The organism is Acidobacteriota bacterium (assembly GCA_016196065.1).
Lineage (GTDB): Bacteria > Acidobacteriota > Terriglobia > Terriglobales > Acidobacteriaceae > Acidiflorens.
Genome location: JACPYL010000010.1, coordinates 1,706,448 through 1,723,114, shown reverse-complemented (window position 1 = coordinate 1,723,114; position 16,667 = coordinate 1,706,448). Strand labels below are relative to the sequence as shown.

Annotated in this window: 16 protein-coding genes; 4 read left to right on the top strand and 12 right to left on the bottom strand. The window is 57.3% G+C overall.

The features are described 5' to 3' along the window. Window positions 1-3: 3 nt before the first annotated feature. The 12 genes from HY010_10570 to uvrA all read right to left on the bottom strand — a co-directional run bounded on the left by HY010_10570 (window position 4) and on the right by uvrA (window position 13,497). Entirely contained in the window at window positions 4-1,233 is a 1,230-nt protein-coding gene (locus tag HY010_10570) for an ATP-binding cassette domain-containing protein (protein MBI3476167.1), read from the bottom strand. A gap of 23 nt (window positions 1,234-1,256) precedes the next feature. After that, a complete protein-coding gene (locus HY010_10565) occupies window positions 1,257-2,417 on the bottom strand; it encodes an ABC transporter permease (GenBank protein MBI3476166.1) in 1,161 nt (386 codons plus the stop codon). Further along, the gene (locus HY010_10560) at window positions 2,414-3,676 is read right to left on the bottom strand and encodes an ABC transporter permease (protein ID MBI3476165.1); all 1,263 of its coding nucleotides are present in this window, start codon (window positions 3,674-3,676) and stop codon (window positions 2,414-2,416) included. Before HY010_10560 ends, HY010_10565 begins: the two co-directional genes overlap by 4 nt. Before the next feature lies 1 nt (window position 3,677). Further along, window positions 3,678-4,928, bottom strand: a complete 1,251-nt coding sequence (locus tag HY010_10555) for a DUF2318 domain-containing protein (GenBank protein ID MBI3476164.1) — start codon at window positions 4,926-4,928, stop codon at window positions 3,678-3,680. A gap of 278 nt (window positions 4,929-5,206) precedes the next feature. Continuing rightward, entirely contained in the window at window positions 5,207-5,893 is a 687-nt protein-coding gene (locus tag HY010_10550) for a M48 family metallopeptidase (GenBank protein ID MBI3476163.1), read from the bottom strand. A 44-nt stretch (window positions 5,894-5,937) separates the two neighbouring features. Continuing rightward, entirely contained in the window at window positions 5,938-6,564 is a 627-nt protein-coding gene (locus HY010_10545) for a hypothetical protein (GenBank protein ID MBI3476162.1), read from the bottom strand. A gap of 88 nt (window positions 6,565-6,652) precedes the next feature. Further along, complete coding sequence (locus HY010_10540; protein ID MBI3476161.1) at window positions 6,653-7,099, bottom strand: hypothetical protein; 447 nt, start codon at window positions 7,097-7,099, stop codon at window positions 6,653-6,655. An 84-nt stretch (window positions 7,100-7,183) separates the two neighbouring features. Next, window positions 7,184-8,101: a GntR family transcriptional regulator gene (locus HY010_10535; GenBank protein ID MBI3476160.1), complete on the bottom strand. Its 918-nt coding sequence runs from the start codon at window positions 8,099-8,101 to the stop codon at window positions 7,184-7,186. Between the two features lie 131 nt (window positions 8,102-8,232). Further along, complete coding sequence (locus HY010_10530) at window positions 8,233-8,775, bottom strand: hypothetical protein (protein ID MBI3476159.1); 543 nt, start codon at window positions 8,773-8,775, stop codon at window positions 8,233-8,235. Then, window positions 8,772-9,239, bottom strand: coding sequence for a hypothetical protein (locus HY010_10525; GenBank protein ID MBI3476158.1), 468 nt, complete (start codon window positions 9,237-9,239; stop codon window positions 8,772-8,774). The genes HY010_10530 and HY010_10525 overlap by 4 nt, the downstream gene beginning before the upstream one ends. 30 nt (window positions 9,240-9,269) lie before the next feature. Beyond that, the gene (locus HY010_10520) at window positions 9,270-10,604 is read right to left on the bottom strand and encodes a tetratricopeptide repeat protein (protein MBI3476157.1); all 1,335 of its coding nucleotides are present in this window, start codon (window positions 10,602-10,604) and stop codon (window positions 9,270-9,272) included. Beyond that, on the bottom strand, window positions 10,570-13,497 hold the full coding sequence (gene uvrA, locus HY010_10515) for an excinuclease ABC subunit UvrA (GenBank protein MBI3476156.1): 2,928 nt from the start codon (window positions 13,495-13,497) through the stop codon (window positions 10,570-10,572). The genes HY010_10520 and uvrA overlap by 35 nt, the downstream gene beginning before the upstream one ends. Before the next feature lie 604 nt (window positions 13,498-14,101). Between uvrA and HY010_10510 the strand changes: the two genes are divergently transcribed. From HY010_10510 to pilO, 4 genes are read left to right on the top strand one after another with little or no spacing between them, the layout of a single operon-like run. Further along, window positions 14,102-14,320, top strand: coding sequence for a helix-turn-helix domain-containing protein (locus HY010_10510; GenBank protein ID MBI3476155.1), 219 nt, complete (start codon window positions 14,102-14,104; stop codon window positions 14,318-14,320). A 43-nt stretch (window positions 14,321-14,363) separates the two neighbouring features. Next, a complete protein-coding gene (gene pilM / locus HY010_10505) occupies window positions 14,364-15,419 on the top strand; it encodes a type IV pilus assembly protein PilM (GenBank protein ID MBI3476154.1) in 1,056 nt (351 codons plus the stop codon). Continuing rightward, the gene (locus tag HY010_10500; GenBank protein MBI3476153.1) at window positions 15,416-16,009 is read left to right on the top strand and encodes a PilN domain-containing protein; all 594 of its coding nucleotides are present in this window, start codon (window positions 15,416-15,418) and stop codon (window positions 16,007-16,009) included. Before pilM ends, HY010_10500 begins: the two co-directional genes overlap by 4 nt. An 11-nt stretch (window positions 16,010-16,020) precedes the next feature. Continuing rightward, window positions 16,021-16,659, top strand: a complete 639-nt coding sequence (gene pilO, locus HY010_10495; GenBank protein MBI3476152.1) for a type 4a pilus biogenesis protein PilO — start codon at window positions 16,021-16,023, stop codon at window positions 16,657-16,659. Window positions 16,660-16,667 lie beyond the last annotated feature (8 nt).

Here is a 16,667-nt window from a genome sequence, read left to right as displayed (position 1 = left end):
AACCTACGAGCTCTGATGTGACATCGCCGAAGACGTCTGCGAAGCCTGCACCTGTTTTCCGCAGCACGGTCCAGGCGGAATCGGCGACCCATGCGGGCACGTGCGTGGATGATTGAGGAACGTGCAGATCTTGTCTGTCGCCTCGGCGGACAGGATATGTTCGAACTTACAGGCTTGCTGTTCGATTTCAGTTTCGCTATCCATTGCGAGCGAGTCGGTAAAGAGCCGTTCCGCGAGCCGATGGCGGCGGATGATGTCTCCAGCACGCTTCATACCACGAGCCGTGAGTTCTACGATCAGCGCGCCGTCGCCAATGGATACTCCCGCCGGCTTGAGCGCGTCATGACATGGGTTCACGAACGTCTTGTGATGGTGCGACTCGGGAGGATGCGGGCGCGTGGTCACCAGGTCCATCCCCTGCAATTTCTCCAGCGCAATCGATACGGGCAGCGCGCCGTGAACTTCCATGCGATCGCTTTCCGCGATCTCTCCGTGCTCTTGCAGCACGAATAACTCTTCCAGGATTTCGTCGAACTGTTCTTCGTCTGCCATGAAGAAGACTTCCTGGGCAGCGATCTTTCCGTGATGAAGTTCGACGCGGCGGTCGGCGAGCCGTGCGACCACGGGGTCATGAGTGACCATTACGATCGTGCGCCCCTGCTGGTGCAGTTCGCGCAACAAACGTAGAACGATATCTTCATTCGCGGCATCGAGGTTGCCCGTCGGTTCGTCAGCCAGAACAATTTTCGGATCGTTGATGAGCGCGCGCGCAATGCAAACTCGCTGCTGCTCACCACCCGAGAGTTGCGAGGGCAGATGGTAGGCGCGCTCTTTCAGCCCGACTCGATCGAGCGCTTCGAGCGCTTCCTTTTCGTCCGTCATGCTGTGGAAGTACTGTGCAAGCATGACGTTCTCCACGGCGGTGAGATACGGGATCATGTGAAACTGCTGGAAAACAAATCCAATCTTTTCAGCCCGCACACGGTTCAGGTCAGCGGCGCTGATTCCGGCAACGTTCTCACCGTCGAGCCATATTTCGCCTGTCGTTGGGCGGTCGAGACACCCAATTAAATTCACCAGCGTACTCTTGCCGGACCCGGATGGGCCCATCATGGCAACCCACTCGCCGGGCGCAATCGATAGCGCGATGCCGTCAAGCGCGCGAATCAAGCCGCCGTTATTCTGCTCGGCCTTGGCTGGATAACTCTTGGTTACGTTTTTGAGTTCGATCATGGCTGGAACCTTCGCGTCGACCATCACTCTCCCCTCAGTATGAGCGCGGGTTGCACACGGCGCAATAATCCGATCGGCACGACCGCGGAGATGAGCGCTACCAGAATGCTGCCGGCCAGTACATACGGGAACACGCTGAAGCGGGGTACTACGGGCGCATGAAAGTTTGTGCGCCCGATCCATACGGCGACGCCGATTCCGATGGCAAATCCGAGCACCGCCCCGATTGCGCCTAAGGCAGCAGCTTCGGCGGCGAAGAATCCGTTCACCAGTCGCTCGGATGCGCCGAGCGCTTTCATGATGGCGAAGTCGCGACGGCGATCAAATACCCAACCAATCAACGTGGCGAGGACGCACAGCGCGGAGGTCAACACGATTAGAGTCGCGGCGGCGTAGAGCGTGGCCCGAGTCTTATTGAGGACGTTCGCTTCGCCTTCCATAATCTGCCGTACCGGGTGAACATCGGCGGTAGGAAGCAAAGCACCGAGTTGCTGGATTTGCTGTTCGATCTCCGTGGTGGTCCCGTTGACTGCAATCTCGATCGTCGACGGCGCAACGCCAGTCCAGTTCGTGAATTCCGATTGCTCCAGATAAATCCGGCTGTCCTCGCCGGCGCCGGTTTGCAGCAGGCCAGCGGGAGTCAGGTGAAGAGTGCGCCCCTGGAAAGTCAGGTCAAACGGCTTGCGCTCGGGGCTCACAACAGTAGCAGCGCGCATGCCAATCAGCGCGTCTCCGGAAGCACTCGGCCAACGACTGACATTCCACCAGTGATTCAGTTGGTGGGCGCGGGCAAAGTCGGTGCCAACGACGACCACGGATTGTCCGTCCTGCGTTCGTGCAACGGCATACGAGAAGGGAACTGCCAACGTCTTGGGGCCTAACGTTGATTCAATCTTTCTGAGCGCATCGGATGGGAATGGCTGACTTTCCCTTGCCACGACTACGACATTCGCCCCGTAGCTTCGGAACTCGGTACGCAACTTCGCTTGCACGTCAACGTACAGATTCATCATCGCGGTTGCCACGGCGGCGGCGACCACCATCGCAAACAATGCCGAAGCGGCGCGTCCGCGGCGCAGGACAGCGGCACGAATCAGCATCCGGACGAACATCGACGTGTGCGGAACTGCGGAACGGCGATCAGCAACCTGCTGCGGTGTGTGCAGAATCGGCGAAGCGCTCATGCTTCCCCTCGCAGCGCGAACACGGGATCGAACTTCACGGCTCGCCGGATCGCCGCAGCGCTTCCCGCGAAGGTTACAAACACTGCAATGGCCAGGATGATCGGGAAGAGCACCGGTTCAATCGAAATTTGCGAATTGAAAATGGAGCGACCGATCTGGTGAGCGAGCATGGATCCGGCGGCAAAGCCCGCGACACCGCCGATCAGGGCCAGCAGCAAGGCTTCCGCGAAGAACAGCGCCGCCACCGCGAAGCTTCCCGCGCCCAGCGCCCGCATGAGTCCAACTTCTACGCGGCGCTCGAAAATCGCGGTGGCCATCGCGGCGGACACGGCCAGCGCCGACGCGAACAACGCGGCCAACGTCACCAACAGCATCAATCCTTTAATGCGCGAAAGCACCGTGCCTTCATTCTGCGCAACTTGCCGTATCTGTTCGGAATGCGAGTGCGGAATGGCTTCCTGCAATTGATAGGCAATCGACTGCACGTAGGGCGAGCAGTACCAGCGATCAAACAATTCCGGATTCATCGTCTTCGGATCACGCCGGGCGAGTGCATCTTCGGGCTTGGTCAGGGCGCTGACGTAAATGCGCCGCACCGCTCCCGGCTTGCCAAGGATTTCCTGCGCGAGCGCGATGGGCGCAACGATCTGATCGTCTTCCGTTCCCCCGGTCGACAGAATGCCGCTCACTCGATGCGGTTTGCCCGCAAGCACAAGGGTATCGCCCGTTGTGACAGACAGCTTTGCGGCGAGATGTTCACCGGCCAGCACGTCCTGCGAATTGTCGTCTGGCCATGCGCCTTGCACCTTCCACCACGGATGGGTGATGCGGACACCAGTCGCAAAATCATCTTTGCCGAAGTGAACGGGCTTTGAGAAGTACGTTCCTAGCACCGGCACGGTGGCGTTTGACTTGTCTCCGAGGGCCGCCGTGACGGGCAGCATGGGTGAGAATCCAACGATGTTGTGATGCCAGAATGTTCCCCGAATCTTGGGAAGGTCTGCTTCATTAAGAAAAGCGCCGTCACTCGGCGGTTTGAGATTGACTCCACCGATTTCTACATCGAGCGTATCTTCTTGCGGAGTGACGACCAGGTTTGCGCCGTAAGTACGCAGTTCGCGACTGATCTTGTCGCCGATATCAGTAGCGACGGCAATCATCGCGGTTGCGACCGCAACGCCTAAAGTGATGGCGACCCCGGCCAGCAGTTTGCGCCGGGTCTGGCGGCGGAACGATTCGTAGACAAGGCGTGGGAACATCCTACTTTTGCTCGAAGTAGTGGCTTCCGGCCGCTACGTCCGCCTCCGAGATGATGACAGCGTCGCTGGTTACGTCCGCCTTCAACGGGATCGGATTGCACCCACCCGGCATGCCCACCGACTGTGGATTGATCGGCGCCGCGCAATTCTTGCAGATGATCCCGGTTGCACCTTTGTAGAATCCGACCGCGCCGCAGATTTCGCAGGCGTCGAACAACGTCGCAACCTTGCCGTCAGGCTTCTGGTAGACCCAGAAACGTACTTCGACCGCTCCCACCTTGGTTTCGAAACGATGCAACTCTCCGTCGTACACCTGATTCAACGGGATGCTGACTTTGCCATTCGCGAAGGCGACTTCCGCTGCGGGCGACAACGCGCTCGCGCTCTTTTCGTAAATGAATCCAGCCGTCACCATCACAATGAAGATAAAGGAGCAAACGTAAACCGAGGCCATCCAAAGCCGCTCGCGGCGTGCTGTCCAGAGGGCTTTGCGGCGGGCCGCGCCTTCGGCGGGCAGGTCCACCGGTTGGCGGCTTTTCATTTCAAACAGCACCATCAACGCAGCCAGCACCAGGATCGTAATGAAGAAAAACAAATCGTTGCGGACGATCGGCCCAATGATCGCCATCTCTTCGCGTGAAGAGGGAAGCACTCCGTTTTCAGAAAGCTCGTGCAGGCCAGAAATCACAAGTTGGGTCGCGACAAAGAACAGGATCACGGTTGTGACTTTGAAAAACTTCTGCAGGTTGACCTTGACGCTTCCCTTGACGAACATCACACCGAACGCCACCGCGACAATCACTCCCGCGCTGGTGCCGATGAAGCTCAGCAGTTCACTCGAGTTCAGTGTCACCGCCGACAGGATGAGGACCGTTTCCACTCCCTCGCGCAGGACCATCAGAAAGACAAAAAGGAACAAGCCGATCCAGGCATCGCCACGGGCCAGCAGACCGATTTTGCCTTCGATTTCGCCTTTCATCTTGCGCCCAGTCTTCATCATGAAGATGATCATGGTGACGACGAAGGCGGCAGCCACCAGCATGACCCAACCTTCGAAGATGTCCTGGTTCAAATGCAGGCGGGAAATTAGGACGGCGGCGCCGATCGAGCCGACAAAGGCCGCGGCGAGGGCGGCGTAAACCGACTTGCGCAGGTCGCTACGGCCGATCTTGGCAAGATACGCCAGCGTGATACCGACGATCAGGGCCGCTTCTACACCTTCGCGCAAGGTAATGATGAATGCCTGGAGCATGGTCTAAGACACCTGTATCAAGTTGAAAATGAATTTCAATTTCAATATCAATAGGATACGGTTTGGAGAGGGGTAGCGTCAACGTTCGAGGTCACGGCTCGACGTGATTTGCATCACACGGGGAATCGGCGCATTGAATGGAGTTTTGGAAGAGGCGGTGGCTGGTTGTCCGGGCCAGCACAAACGATCTCGAGGGTGCCCGTCCAAGCTTTGCTTGGGCGGAGGTGATTTGTTGGTTGAACCACTCCCGACGCAGTCGGCTGCAGACTCGCGCGCTGCTAGATCCGTTTCAGAAAGCTCTGCGCCTGGGCTAATTCTGGGAAGACCCTCTCTTCGGCCATGAATTCATTGGAGTGCACGCACCTCCTGCTTCCTCGCAGTTTCACGGGATGCTTCAAATGGAGCATCTCGTGAAACATGATGTACTCGACGACGAATCGCGGCACTCGGGGATGGTCAAAGATCCGGCTGACCACAATTGCGTTGTGGGCAGGGTCGTAGTGGCCGAGGCGGTTGCGGGCGTGGGTGCGGCTCCAGGTCAGTTGCGGACGTCCCATCAGTCCGTGGAAGAAGCGGCGGTTCAAGTCGTCGAAGATTTCTTCAAGATGATAGTTGTGGCCTGACGCGGAGTGGATCTGCTTGCGCCCTCGTATTTGCCGGACCATGCGAGCTTTGGCTGTGATGTCGTGACTGCCCACGTAGCGCCGGTAGCGGGCGCTCAACGCCTTGTCGACCGGCTTGCGGTAAAGCTTGGCGAGCAGAATATGTGCGATCGCATGGAGAACCGGGTCGGGCGCACCCTCCAGCAGGTCGGATACACGAATGTAAAGTTCTCCCTGGCGCAGACGGATGGTGTTGTTGATCGATACAAACGAGTAAAAGCGGAGGTGCATCTTCGGTATGGGCGTGTGAGGACGCAGCTCGCCGTAAGTCCGCTGAAAGATTTCTGCCAGCCTGAGGGACACGTTGAGAGCAGAGTAGCACGACGGTTGCCGGCGGCCGGTCAAGATTAGCGGTCCGGCGTTGTCGTTTCCGGCTTCATTTCTCCTGACGAAGACGAAGCGCCTCTTACGGTGACGCAGCGCATGGTCAGCCCGTCGCGGAGGCACGGAATCTTTTTCTCTGGTTGATCGATGTATGGATCTTGTTTCACGACTGGCGCGCTGGTGAGAGCCTGGGTTGTGAGGGGACTGCGGTAGACAGCGTGGCCGTGGAAGAAGGGATCGGCGATCAGACCAACGAATCCTCCCAGCAGGGCAAATCCTCCGGCGCCAATGACAGCCCACGCAACGTGGCAGCAGGTAGAGCGAGTAGCTCCAATCACGGCTCCTGTGCCCGCTCCGATTCCAATCCCGATGGCCACGCCGTTGTGGGTCAGGTACACCGTTTTGATGTTGCCGCGCCGATAACCGGCGCGACGGGAATACAGGCCTGCTCTGTGAGTACAGACCAATTCCTCCTCGTCGGCCCTGTCGAAGAAACAATGGCCGAAAGTGCGGCCGCGCTTAAGCGTGACGTGGATCTTAGTGTCGGGACTCAAGTTCCGTACCGCATTCCAGTCGCCCACTTGGGAAAAAGCGTTCCACGCCAACAAGAGTGGCGACAGCAGCAGCAAAATCATTCGGGAGTGTTTCATGACGAAATCCTAGTCGCGTATTTCATGCCGCACCTGCCGGGTTGGGACACTTTCCCGAGTGCCCCATTCGAAACTGCTAGGGGCCTTCTCAGTTTTCCGGAGGTCTGCATTTATTGGGCTTGCAGGCGGACGGACTCCGGCTTGCCAGCACTGCCTGGAGGACGCGGGGCATCTGCTTAGAGACTTCGAAGACAGCGACCTGATCTCCTTTGTCGTCACGATAGGAAATGCGGAAGAAGTGGCTGTGTTGACGCATCTTGAGCATCCCGATGGCAATCGCGGGCAGGACGCCAAGGTGCCGGGTGACTTCCTTGTCATAGGCGAAGGACTCGATGTCGCTATAGCGGACAAGAAGCTTTCCGCCGGGATGCTCGAAAATCAAGGCGGTTTCCAAGGTCGTATCCAGGCGTCCGATGGCGCCCGCTTTCACTTCCCGTACCGTACCCCCGGCGTACATCACCTGGTCGTTCTCTACCGCGACCGCGGGTAGGAGCAAGGTCAGCATCAGCAGCAATGACAAGCCAAGTCTTTTCATAGAGCACCTCCTCAGATGGCGACAGATCCAGCATAGGGAAGAGGGCGATACCCGAAGTGGCCGGTTAGGACACTTTCGTAAATGTCACAGCGATTCGAGGGGACGGCGGATGAACTCGACATGGCGTCGAAGGTCGGCAACCGAAGATTCGGAAAGCAGAGGAAATGGAATGGCCCGGCAGCCGGCCGGAAGTTCTTTGACAATGACAGAATCGCAGACGACCGCAATCGTCTCTTTTAACCCACGCTGCCAGTTCGTCTTTCGGGCATCGCAAAACATAAGGCTGTCAGGATGAAATCCCGCGGCTTGCAGAATAGTCCGCGCAGTTTTCAGGAAATTTGGCCAGCGCGAGGCGACTCCGATCAAAACGTTTCTCGGCGCGGGGAGCCATTGCGTAAGTGAGGCCGGAACAGAACGCACTTGAAGAGTCAGCAGATCACCGCTGTCGGGGAGTAGTCTTCGGATGCTCGCGGCGCGATTCGGCAGTGCAACCGCGATGCTCCCCTCCCACCGGTTCTCCACCTCTTCCAACGCGCAGCTCTCGACTGGAAAGGCGACTGCCTCTTTTATCTCTTCCGCCAGAATTCGACGAAGTTCTTCATCCGGTTCAATTAGCAGGAAGTGATCCGGCGGCTGCAGTTCGAGCCAGTGCCGCAATCGCGCGCGGACCGTCGCGAGGGGTACTCCGAGATCGCGAGCCGAGCGAAAGAGCGCAGCGACCATCTGATCGAGCGCCAGCGCTGAAGAGGGTGGAACCTCCGGCTTGGTGCTGCGGACGTAGACTCCGCTGCCATGACGAAATTCCACCCAGCGCTCGCGTTCCAGCTGGCGGTATCCGGCACTGATGGTGTTGGGATGAAGTCGAAAGCGCCGCGCCAGTTCGCGCGTGCTGGGAAGCCGTTGCCCGGCTGCTAGATCGTCGCTCAGGATACTTAGAATCACCTGGGTAACGAGTTGCTCCCGAATGCTGACTTCACTGCCGCGCGCGAACCAGAGCTGCATGACCGATTATCTTAGCCTGCTCTGCATTGTTCGGAAATGGTGCGTGAGCATCTCGTCGTAAAGGGAGGGGCAGTGCTGGTGGTTGACGCGGGTAAGGGTCGCGCTCTCAACTGATGGGTAGGCCTATTTCACTACTTCTGCTGCTTCTTCTTCCTCTTCATGTACTCCTCGACGTCGGCCAGCGTGCTGCGATGATCGTTGGCACTGGAATCGACCGTTTCGATTGCGTTGCTGAGGATGAATTCGTAGTGCTTGGATTCCGCGGCGTCAGTGTGCGCCGCGTCCTTTAAGGCGAGCAGCTTGGACTGGAATTCGGTGTCGGCCTCGATGACCAGTTTGAGGGGCTTACGGATGTCATCCTTGCGGCCAACGTACATATCCACGTTATCGTTCAATTCATCATAGACAGCCAGGAAGTCCTCGAGCATGTCGTGGGTCTTGCCGGGGCGATCGGCGGTCTTGGGATCGGAGCGCATCTGCTCCAGCTTCGTCATACGATCCCGCGCAAACGTTACGTAGAGCTTCAGCCGCAATTCGGGCTCAAGCATGTTGTCGCGCAGTTGATTGACCTCGTCCGGGGTCAGTGGATCATGACTGCGGCGCTGGCCCGCCGCTGGCAGAACAATGAGCGAGCAGAAGAAGAGTAACGTAACGACGATCGCACGTAGCCTCATTTCGGCTTGTCCTTGTCTTTGTCTTTCTTGTCCTTTTCCTTGCTGAACATCCGCTTGAGCAAGCTGGTGCGGACATCTTCCAGCCGTTGAACGGCTTGCTCCACGCTCGACTGGTCTTCGAATGCCAGCGTGCGTTTGATGTCGCGCAGCTTTTCAGCAATCTTGCGGACCGTGATCTCTACATTTTTCAGGCGTTTTTTTGTCTCATTGGCTGAATCGCGGGCCTGCTCGGAATACTTGACGATTTCGTCAACCGCCACGCGCGCTTTTTCTATGTCGCCGTCGCGGTACAACCGATCCGCGTTATGGAGTTGAGCTTCCGCGATCTCCATGCAGATCCGAGGCTGGTCTTGCGGAACCGCATTCAGTAACCGGAACTTCAGCTCTTCGACCGATGCATCGCGAGCAGCGGCGGTGCTGGCAACGACTGCGACGAGAAACAAGCTGATAGCGAGACGACGCATAAACGTTCTTAGTGCCTTGCGATTCAATTCTCAGTGCCGCTTGGGTTCTATGGCAACGAGGCGGTGCTTTGCCTGCCACTCCTGATCAGGATACTGCCCTTTGGCGGCATCGAGGAAGAGGTGATAGTACACCGAAGCTTGTTTGTAATCGCGCAAATGATCAAAGGCAGTGGCGCGCATGAAGAGACCGACTGTTGTTGGCGGCAGGAGCTTGTCGCGGACATCCAAAGCCCTGATCGCGAGCGGGTAGTCCTTGTTCTCGTCGGCGGCAATCGCCAGATTGCCATAGGCATTCCCGAAGTCGGGCTTAAGCTTTACCGCCGCGCGGAATTCCTCTTCGGCTTCTGGAAATCGCTTCTGCTTCAGAAGTATCTCGCCCAGCGAATTATGAACATCGCCGTCATTGGGGCTCGCCTTCAACAACTCGCGATATGCCTTCTCTGCATCAGCGGGATTTGCCGATTGCGCCTGGAGTTCCGCGAGATCCCGTTGCGCCTCGGCGTCGTTAGGGGTCAACTTGAGCGCTGCCTGAATTTCTGGAATGGCTTCGTCTTTCCTTCCGGCCGCCGCCAGAACGCGACCCAGTTGAAGATGCAGACCAGCATCATCGGGACGGCTCGCAGACAGCTGGCGCAACAGTGGCTCAGCATCTGACATGCGTCCAGACTTCATGTAAATATTGGTTAACCCAATCACCGCATCGTTTGACTTCGGATCGAGCGCAAGCACTTCTTTGTAGTCCTTCTCAGCGCCTAAGAAATCCTTACGGCGTTCGCGAAGCAGGCCAGCCGAGAGATGAGGCTCAGGGTCCTTCGGCGTGAGAGCGGCAGCTTTCTGGTACGCGTCAAGCGCTTCGTCTGGATTGGTGTTCTCGAGCAGATGTCCGAGGGAGGCCCACGCGCGAGCCTGCCCTTCTTCCACGTGTGCGGTGGGTTTAAGTTTAGCGGCGGCCCGCAGGAACGGCTCGGCAGCTGGATTGTTGGAACGGGCCAACATCAACCCGAGATTCAGGTTGGACTCGAATACGTCGGGCTTCGCGGCCACCGATTGACGGTAGGCATGAATGGAATCCTCGGTGCGGCCGAGACGGTTGTAGATAAATCCGAGATCAAACCACGCCTGATAGTTCTTGGGATCCTGCGCCAGCGCCTTTTTCAGCAGCGGTTCCGCGGCGGCAAAGTCCTGCTTCTGAATCGCCTCTTCGGCGCGAGTGATTTCGTTCGACTGATCGTCCGGCGCCTGGTTGACCGTGTGCTTGCCGCGATGAATCGTAGTGGTTTGCGCGAACGCGCAGCCTGCGAGGACAAAGCTAAGAATCGTTTTGCCGATCCTACCCTTTGCTTCCATTTCGATTCCCGTTTCCATTCAGCACTCGTGCCAGATATTTTCCCGTGTACGAACCCTTCAGTTTCGCGATCTCTTCCGGAGTTCCGGCGCCCACGACTTTGCCGCCACGTTCTCCACCTTCGGGACCAAGATCGATGACCCAGTCGGCCGTCTTGATGACTTCCATGTTGTGCTCAATCACAACGATCGATCCACCTATATCAATCAGACGCCGGAATGCGGAAAGTAGTTTGCTGACGTCGTCGAAATGCAGGCCGGTTGTCGGTTCGTCAAAGATGTAGAGCATGCGGCGTTTGCGTTTTGGACTAGCCCCCGCCGCGTAAGACCGGGACGTCTCTCGAGCCGCCGGCTGAAGATGCGAGGCCAGTTTCATGCGTTGGGCTTCGCCGCCTGACAATGTGGTTGCCGACTGACCCAGACGCAAGTAGCCCAGACCAACATCGTCGAGCACGCGTAATTTTTCGGTCAGCTTCGGTACATCCGCGAAGAACTTCAACGCTTCTCGAATGGTGAGGTTCAAAACTTCGTGGATGTTCTTTGTCTTGTATCGAATCTCCAACACTTGCGGCTTGTAGCGCGTACCCTTGCATTCATCGCAGATCAGTTCCACGTCGGCAAGGAATTGCATTTCCACCGTGACCGTGCCGTCGCCCTGGCAGTTTTCGCACCGGCCGCCGGGGACATTGAAGGAAAAATGCCCGGCAGCAAAACCGCGTTTCTTCGCTTCCGGCAGCGACGCGAACACATCGCGGATCACGTCGAAGGCTTTGATGTAAGTGACAGGATTCGAACGCGGCGTTCGTCCAATCGGCGATTGATCGACAAGAACCACTTCGTCGAGAAACTGATCGCCGTCGACTTCGTCCCATGCAGCAACAGAGGAATGATTGCCGTTCGGCTGGCGAAGCGCTGTTGCCAGCGATTGATAAAGAACGTCGTGCAACAGCGTCGACTTGCCGGATCCGGAAACACCCGTAATCGCCACCAGCATCCCAAGAGGAATTTCCAGATTAATGCGCTTCAGATTGTGGGCACGCGCTCCCGTGATCGTAATTTTCTGGGTTCCGGGCTTGCGGCGCTGCGGTGGGACTTGAATATGCACTTCGTTGGCGAGATAGCGCCCAGTCAGCGATTGCGGAATCTTTTGGATCTCTTCGTAGGTCCCGTAGCCGATGACTTTTCCACCGCTTTCCCCGGCCCCCGGCCCAAGGTCGAGAATGTGGTCTGCAGCGCGCATGATGTCGGGATCATGCTCCACAACCAGGATCGTATTCCCGAGATCCCGCAACCCGTGCAAGATCTTGATCAGGCGATCCGTGTCGCGACTATGCAGGCCGATCGACGGCTCGTCCAGAACGTAGAGCGTGCCGACAAGACGTGAGCCGAGCGATGTTGCCAGCTGAATCCGCTGCGCTTCGCCCCCGGAAAGGGTAGAGGCGAGGCGGTCCAAGGTCAGATACTCCAGGCCAACATCGTTCAGAAACCGCAAGCGCTCACGGATCTCGGTGATGAGAATTTCCGCGATCGCGGCCTGTTGCGGAGTCAGCTTGATTCCTTCAAAGAAGCTCGCCGCTCCTTCGACCGTCATGCCGCAAACCTGGCAAATATCGCGGCCATCGATCTTGACTTGCCGCGCTTCCGGACGCAGGCGCGTTCCGCCGCAGGTAGAACACAGCGAATATCCCCGGTAACGGCTCAAGAACACGCGGACGTGGAGCTTGTACTTCTTGCGCTCCAGGCTCTGGAAAAATCCGCGAATGCCCGCACACCGGTGCTCGCCATTCACAACGACGTTCTGATGTTCCGGGCTGAGTTCATTCCACGGCACATCCAACGGAATTTCAGCTAGTCGAGCGAATCGCTTGAATTCCGTGAACAGCGTTCGATATTTCGGTTTGGTCCAGGGCTCGATCGCACCTTCATTCAGAGTTTTGCCCTTGTCGGGGATCACCAGATCGAGATCGAAATCAATGGTGTTGCCGAACCCCTGGCAGCGCGGACACGCTCCATAGGGGTTATTAAAGGAGAACAACCGTGGCTCCGGCTCATCGTAACGGCTGCCGTCGTTCTTGCATTCGAAGCGCTGCGAGAAACGGAAGCGTTCGATGGTTTCGCCATCGCGCGGAGCCGTCTCGAATACCACTTCTGCGGCTTCGCGATATCCGATTTCTACCGCGTCGACGATCCGCGTACGAGCGTCAGGGGCGATCACCAGGCGGTCACCCAATGCGAAGACTGGCTCCCCGAAATTCACTTCTAATAACGATTCCGGACTCGAGAACTCAAAAATCTGTCCGCCCTGAAACAGGCGGTTGAAGCCACGTTTGCGAAGATCGAACAAGCGCGTCTTGACCGCATCCGACGGGAGTTTCGAATCGATCTCAATTTTCTTCTTGCCGCGACTCTTCTTGGACGGTTCCTCCGCCTTGGGCGCCGCCAATTGCACCGGAAACAACACATTGAAGCGCGTTCCTTCCGGCTGCGCGAGGAGTCGATCCGCAACTTCGTCGACCGTATCCTTCTTCACTTCTTGTCCGCAGACCATGCAATAGGTGCGGCCAATGCGCGCGAATAAGAGTCGCAGGTAGTCGAAAATTTCTGTTGCAGTGGCAACCGTCGAGCGCGGATTGCGCGTCGAATTTTTCTGCTTGATGGCAACCGCCGGGGCGATGCCATCGATCAAATCCGCGTCGGGCTTTTCGATCCGCTCCAGAAACTGCCGCGCATAAGCGGACAGCGACTCCACATACCGGCGCTGCCCCTCGGCATAGATCGTGTCGAAAGCGAGCGACGATTTGCCGGAGCCGGACACACCCGTGACTACCGTCAACTGGTTGTGCGGGATTTCAAAATCGATGTTCTTGAGGTTGTGAACCCGGGCCCCGCGAACGATGATACTTTCCGTCGACATCTTCCCCTGGGAAGCTCCCTCCATCTGCAAAGGGCGAGCACCCTCACAGGCTGGTCCCGGAGCTGTAGTGAATCTTTCTATTATAAAGGGTCGCCGCGGAGTCGTTCACCGGGCACAAATTCGATCCGTTCCGATTCGCTAAATCACCTCAAATCGCGGTGTGCAAGCCTGAAATTACCCTGGTAGTCACAAAGCGACCGCCGAATTTGAGATTGATTCTTAAGGGTTTGCGCGCCCGTCCAAGTACTTCCGTACCGTGTCTAGTACCTTGGTTACTCCAACACCGGTGACCGGGCATGTATACGATGGCCCCATACTACCGCTAGGCACATGCTGCTCGGCAACCACAACCAGTAGATTGCTAACGCAACTCCGTTTTTTCGCAATTCCAGAAAAACCCCATAAAACCCAATAAAACCGGGTAATTCACGTTGAGAGGCCCCTTCTCCCGGTTGAGATATGCTCAGCACACCAAAACTCACTCGAACGCAATTAGTTCGAGGAACTGGTTCTCCCAATTTCGTCAGCGCCGCGGAACAACGCGAGGCTGACAAAAGAAGTGCGGAGAGGAAAAACAAACACTATGGCCGACTCGCGGGAAGTAATGAATATTCGCCAGGCTTCGCAGTACCTGGGAGTCAGTCCGGACACGCTCTACAAGTATGTGAACGAGCAAAAGATTCCTGCGTTCAAACTGGGCAACCGGTGGCGCTTCAAGAAATCGAAGCTCGACCAGTGGATGGAAGAACAATCCATGGAGTTGGAAACGCGTGGCAGCAAGAAGAAACCACGCGCAGCGATGAAAGCTGCTGGACAGCAGTAGTTAACTTTGCCGGCCACAAGCCGGCGCTACAAAAGGCGGTCACATGTTTGGATTCGGATCGAAGACGATTGTTGGCCTGGATGTGGGTTCGTCGAGCATCAAGGCGGTCGAGCTCCGGAGGACGCGCGCAGGTATCGAAGTCGCGCACCTGGGCTTGGAGCCGATCGCTCCCGATATCGTTGTGGACTCCATGATCGTGGACTCGGGTACGGTCTCGAGCGCGATTTCCAAATTGTTCACCGACACTGAAATCAAAGCCCGCGCCGTAGCGACAGCGGTCAGCGGCCACTCCGTGATCGTGAAGAAGATCTCGCTGCCTTCGATGAGCGATCAGGAATTGGCGGACACGATTCAGAAGGAAGCTGCGCAGCACATTCCTTTCGATCTCGCCGACGTCAATCTCGATTATCAGATCCTCTCCGACGACGCGACCAGCCCGCAGATGGATGTGCTCCTCGTCGCCGTCAAGAAGGACAAGATTCTTAACTACACCAACGTACTCTCGATGGCCGGCAAAACACCCGCTATTGTGGACATCGACGCGCTCGCATTGCAGAACTGCTACGAGTACAACTACGAGCCCGCGCCGACGCAAGTCGTCGCCCTGCTGAACCTGGGCGCGAGTGTCATGAATATCAACATCGTCAAGGGCACGACTCCGTTGTTCCCGCGCGACGTTTCAGTCGGCGGACATCAGTACACGGACTCGCTCCAGAAAGAATTGGATCTGAGCTTCGACGATGCCGAGTCTTTGAAACTGGGACACAAGGTTGGAACCGTGCACGACGATGCGAAGACGCCAATCCTGCAGCAGGTGACGGAAATCATCGTCCTCGAAATTCAGAAGACGTTTGACTTCTTCCGTGCGAGCGCGGCGGGCGAGCACATCGAAAAGATTTACCTGGCCGGAGGATCGGCCAAGGTACCGGGCCTGGTGGAAGCGTTGCGCCAGGAATTCTCCATGCCGGTGGAGCTGTTCAATCCGTTTCAGAAAGTTCTCGCCCCCGTGGATGGTCACGGAGCAGAACTGGTGGAACAGAATGCCGGACAGTTGGCAGTGGCCGTAGGTTTGGCCCTGAGGAGTTTTGAAAAGCTATGATCCGAATCAATCTGCTGGGTGCTCCGAAACCGAAGAGCGGCAAGAAGGGTTCCGCGGTCAACATGCCATCCATGGGGGATATGGGTGGCGGCGGCTCTCCGCTGATGAAAGTGGCGGCCGTGTTGATCATTTGTGCGGTCGGCAATGGTGCGTACTGGTACCACCTCGACCGCGAAAAGAAATCCATCGCCGCGCAGATGCGTCTGGCCGAACAGAAGAACCACGAACTGGCCGAGATCAAAGCGCGCTATCTGGAGCGTCAGAAACAAGCAGACGCCTACAAGCGGCGGGTCGATGTCATCGACAACCTGCGCTCCAACCAGAGCGGCCCCGTCAACCTGATGGCCATGATCGGCGAGACCGTGAACGGAACCGAAGCGGTCTGGCTGAACAGCCTGCAGGACCAGGGCACCAACGTCTCGATTGACGGCATGGCATTGAGCAATGACGCCGTCGCCAACCTGATCTCGAATCTGCAGAAGACCGGGTACTTCAAGAACATCGAGATCAAGGAAAGCATTCAGGACGAACAAGTGAAAGATATGCAGGCTTTTCAATTCACGCTGACCTGCGAAAAGTCGAAGTCGTAAAGGCGGACGCTATGAATTTTGGCGAATTGACAGGTGTGAAGCTCTGGGGCGTTCTGGTGCTGGCGGCAGCTCTCGTCAGCGGGGGGCTCTACTACACCATCTTCAAGTCCGAACGCGACGAAAACGCGGCGGCGCAAACCAAGCTGCAGGCCAAGATGCGTGAGAACGCGGATCTGGAAGCCTATCGGCCCAAGTTGGCGGACATCGAACGGCAACTCAACAGCTTGAAACAGCAGCTGGAGATTGAACGCCGCATCGTGCCCGACGAGAAGGAAGTGGATAACTTCATGCGCATGGTCAGCGGGGAAGCCCGCAAGGCCGGCGTGGAAATCCGGCGCTATACGGCCCGTCCGGTCAGCGCGCGTGACTTCTATTCGGAAGTGCCGTTCGAAGTGGAGCTCGATGGTCCGTACTACTCGATGCTCGGATTCTTCGATCGCGTCAGCAAACTGGAGCGCATTGTGAACGTCAACGGCCTGCTCGTGGCCTCGACCCGCAAGCCTTCGGATGCGAAAGCGAAGCACACATATCAGTACGCGGCCAACGAGAGTGTCGTGGCCACGTGCTTAACGACCACATATTTCAGCCATGATCTGGACCCGTCGGCATCAGCAGCGGCGGCCAAGCCGGGACAACCGGCAAAGAAATAAGGGGGAAT

Excerpts from the sequence above, each read along its gene's own strand:
- HY010_10570 (MBI3476167.1), bottom strand. The coding sequence starts at position 1,233 with ATGATCGAACTCAAAAACGTAACCAAGAGTTATCCAGCCAAGGCCGAG.
- HY010_10565 (MBI3476166.1), bottom strand. The coding sequence starts at position 2,417 with ATGAGCGCTTCGCCGATTCTGCACACACCGCAGCAGGTTGCTGATCGC.
- HY010_10560 (MBI3476165.1), bottom strand. The coding sequence starts at position 3,676 with ATGTTCCCACGCCTTGTCTACGAATCGTTCCGCCGCCAGACCCGGCGC.
- HY010_10555 (MBI3476164.1), bottom strand. The coding sequence starts at position 4,928 with ATGCTCCAGGCATTCATCATTACCTTGCGCGAAGGTGTAGAAGCGGCC.
- HY010_10545 (MBI3476162.1), bottom strand. The coding sequence starts at position 6,564 with ATGAAACACTCCCGAATGATTTTGCTGCTGCTGTCGCCACTCTTGTTG.
- HY010_10540 (MBI3476161.1), bottom strand. The coding sequence starts at position 7,099 with ATGAAAAGACTTGGCTTGTCATTGCTGCTGATGCTGACCTTGCTCCTA.
- HY010_10535 (MBI3476160.1), bottom strand. The coding sequence starts at position 8,101 with ATGCAGCTCTGGTTCGCGCGCGGCAGTGAAGTCAGCATTCGGGAGCAA.
- HY010_10530 (MBI3476159.1), bottom strand. The coding sequence starts at position 8,775 with ATGAGGCTACGTGCGATCGTCGTTACGTTACTCTTCTTCTGCTCGCTC.
- HY010_10525 (MBI3476158.1), bottom strand. The coding sequence starts at position 9,239 with ATGCGTCGTCTCGCTATCAGCTTGTTTCTCGTCGCAGTCGTTGCCAGC.
- HY010_10520 (MBI3476157.1), bottom strand. The coding sequence starts at position 10,604 with ATGGAAACGGGAATCGAAATGGAAGCAAAGGGTAGGATCGGCAAAACG.
- uvrA (MBI3476156.1), bottom strand. The coding sequence starts at position 13,497 with ATGTCGACGGAAAGTATCATCGTTCGCGGGGCCCGGGTTCACAACCTC.
- HY010_10510 (MBI3476155.1), top strand. The coding sequence starts at position 14,102 with ATGAATATTCGCCAGGCTTCGCAGTACCTGGGAGTCAGTCCGGACACG.
- pilM (MBI3476154.1), top strand. The coding sequence starts at position 14,364 with ATGTTTGGATTCGGATCGAAGACGATTGTTGGCCTGGATGTGGGTTCG.
- HY010_10500 (MBI3476153.1), top strand. The coding sequence starts at position 15,416 with ATGATCCGAATCAATCTGCTGGGTGCTCCGAAACCGAAGAGCGGCAAG.
- pilO (MBI3476152.1), top strand. The coding sequence starts at position 16,021 with ATGAATTTTGGCGAATTGACAGGTGTGAAGCTCTGGGGCGTTCTGGTG.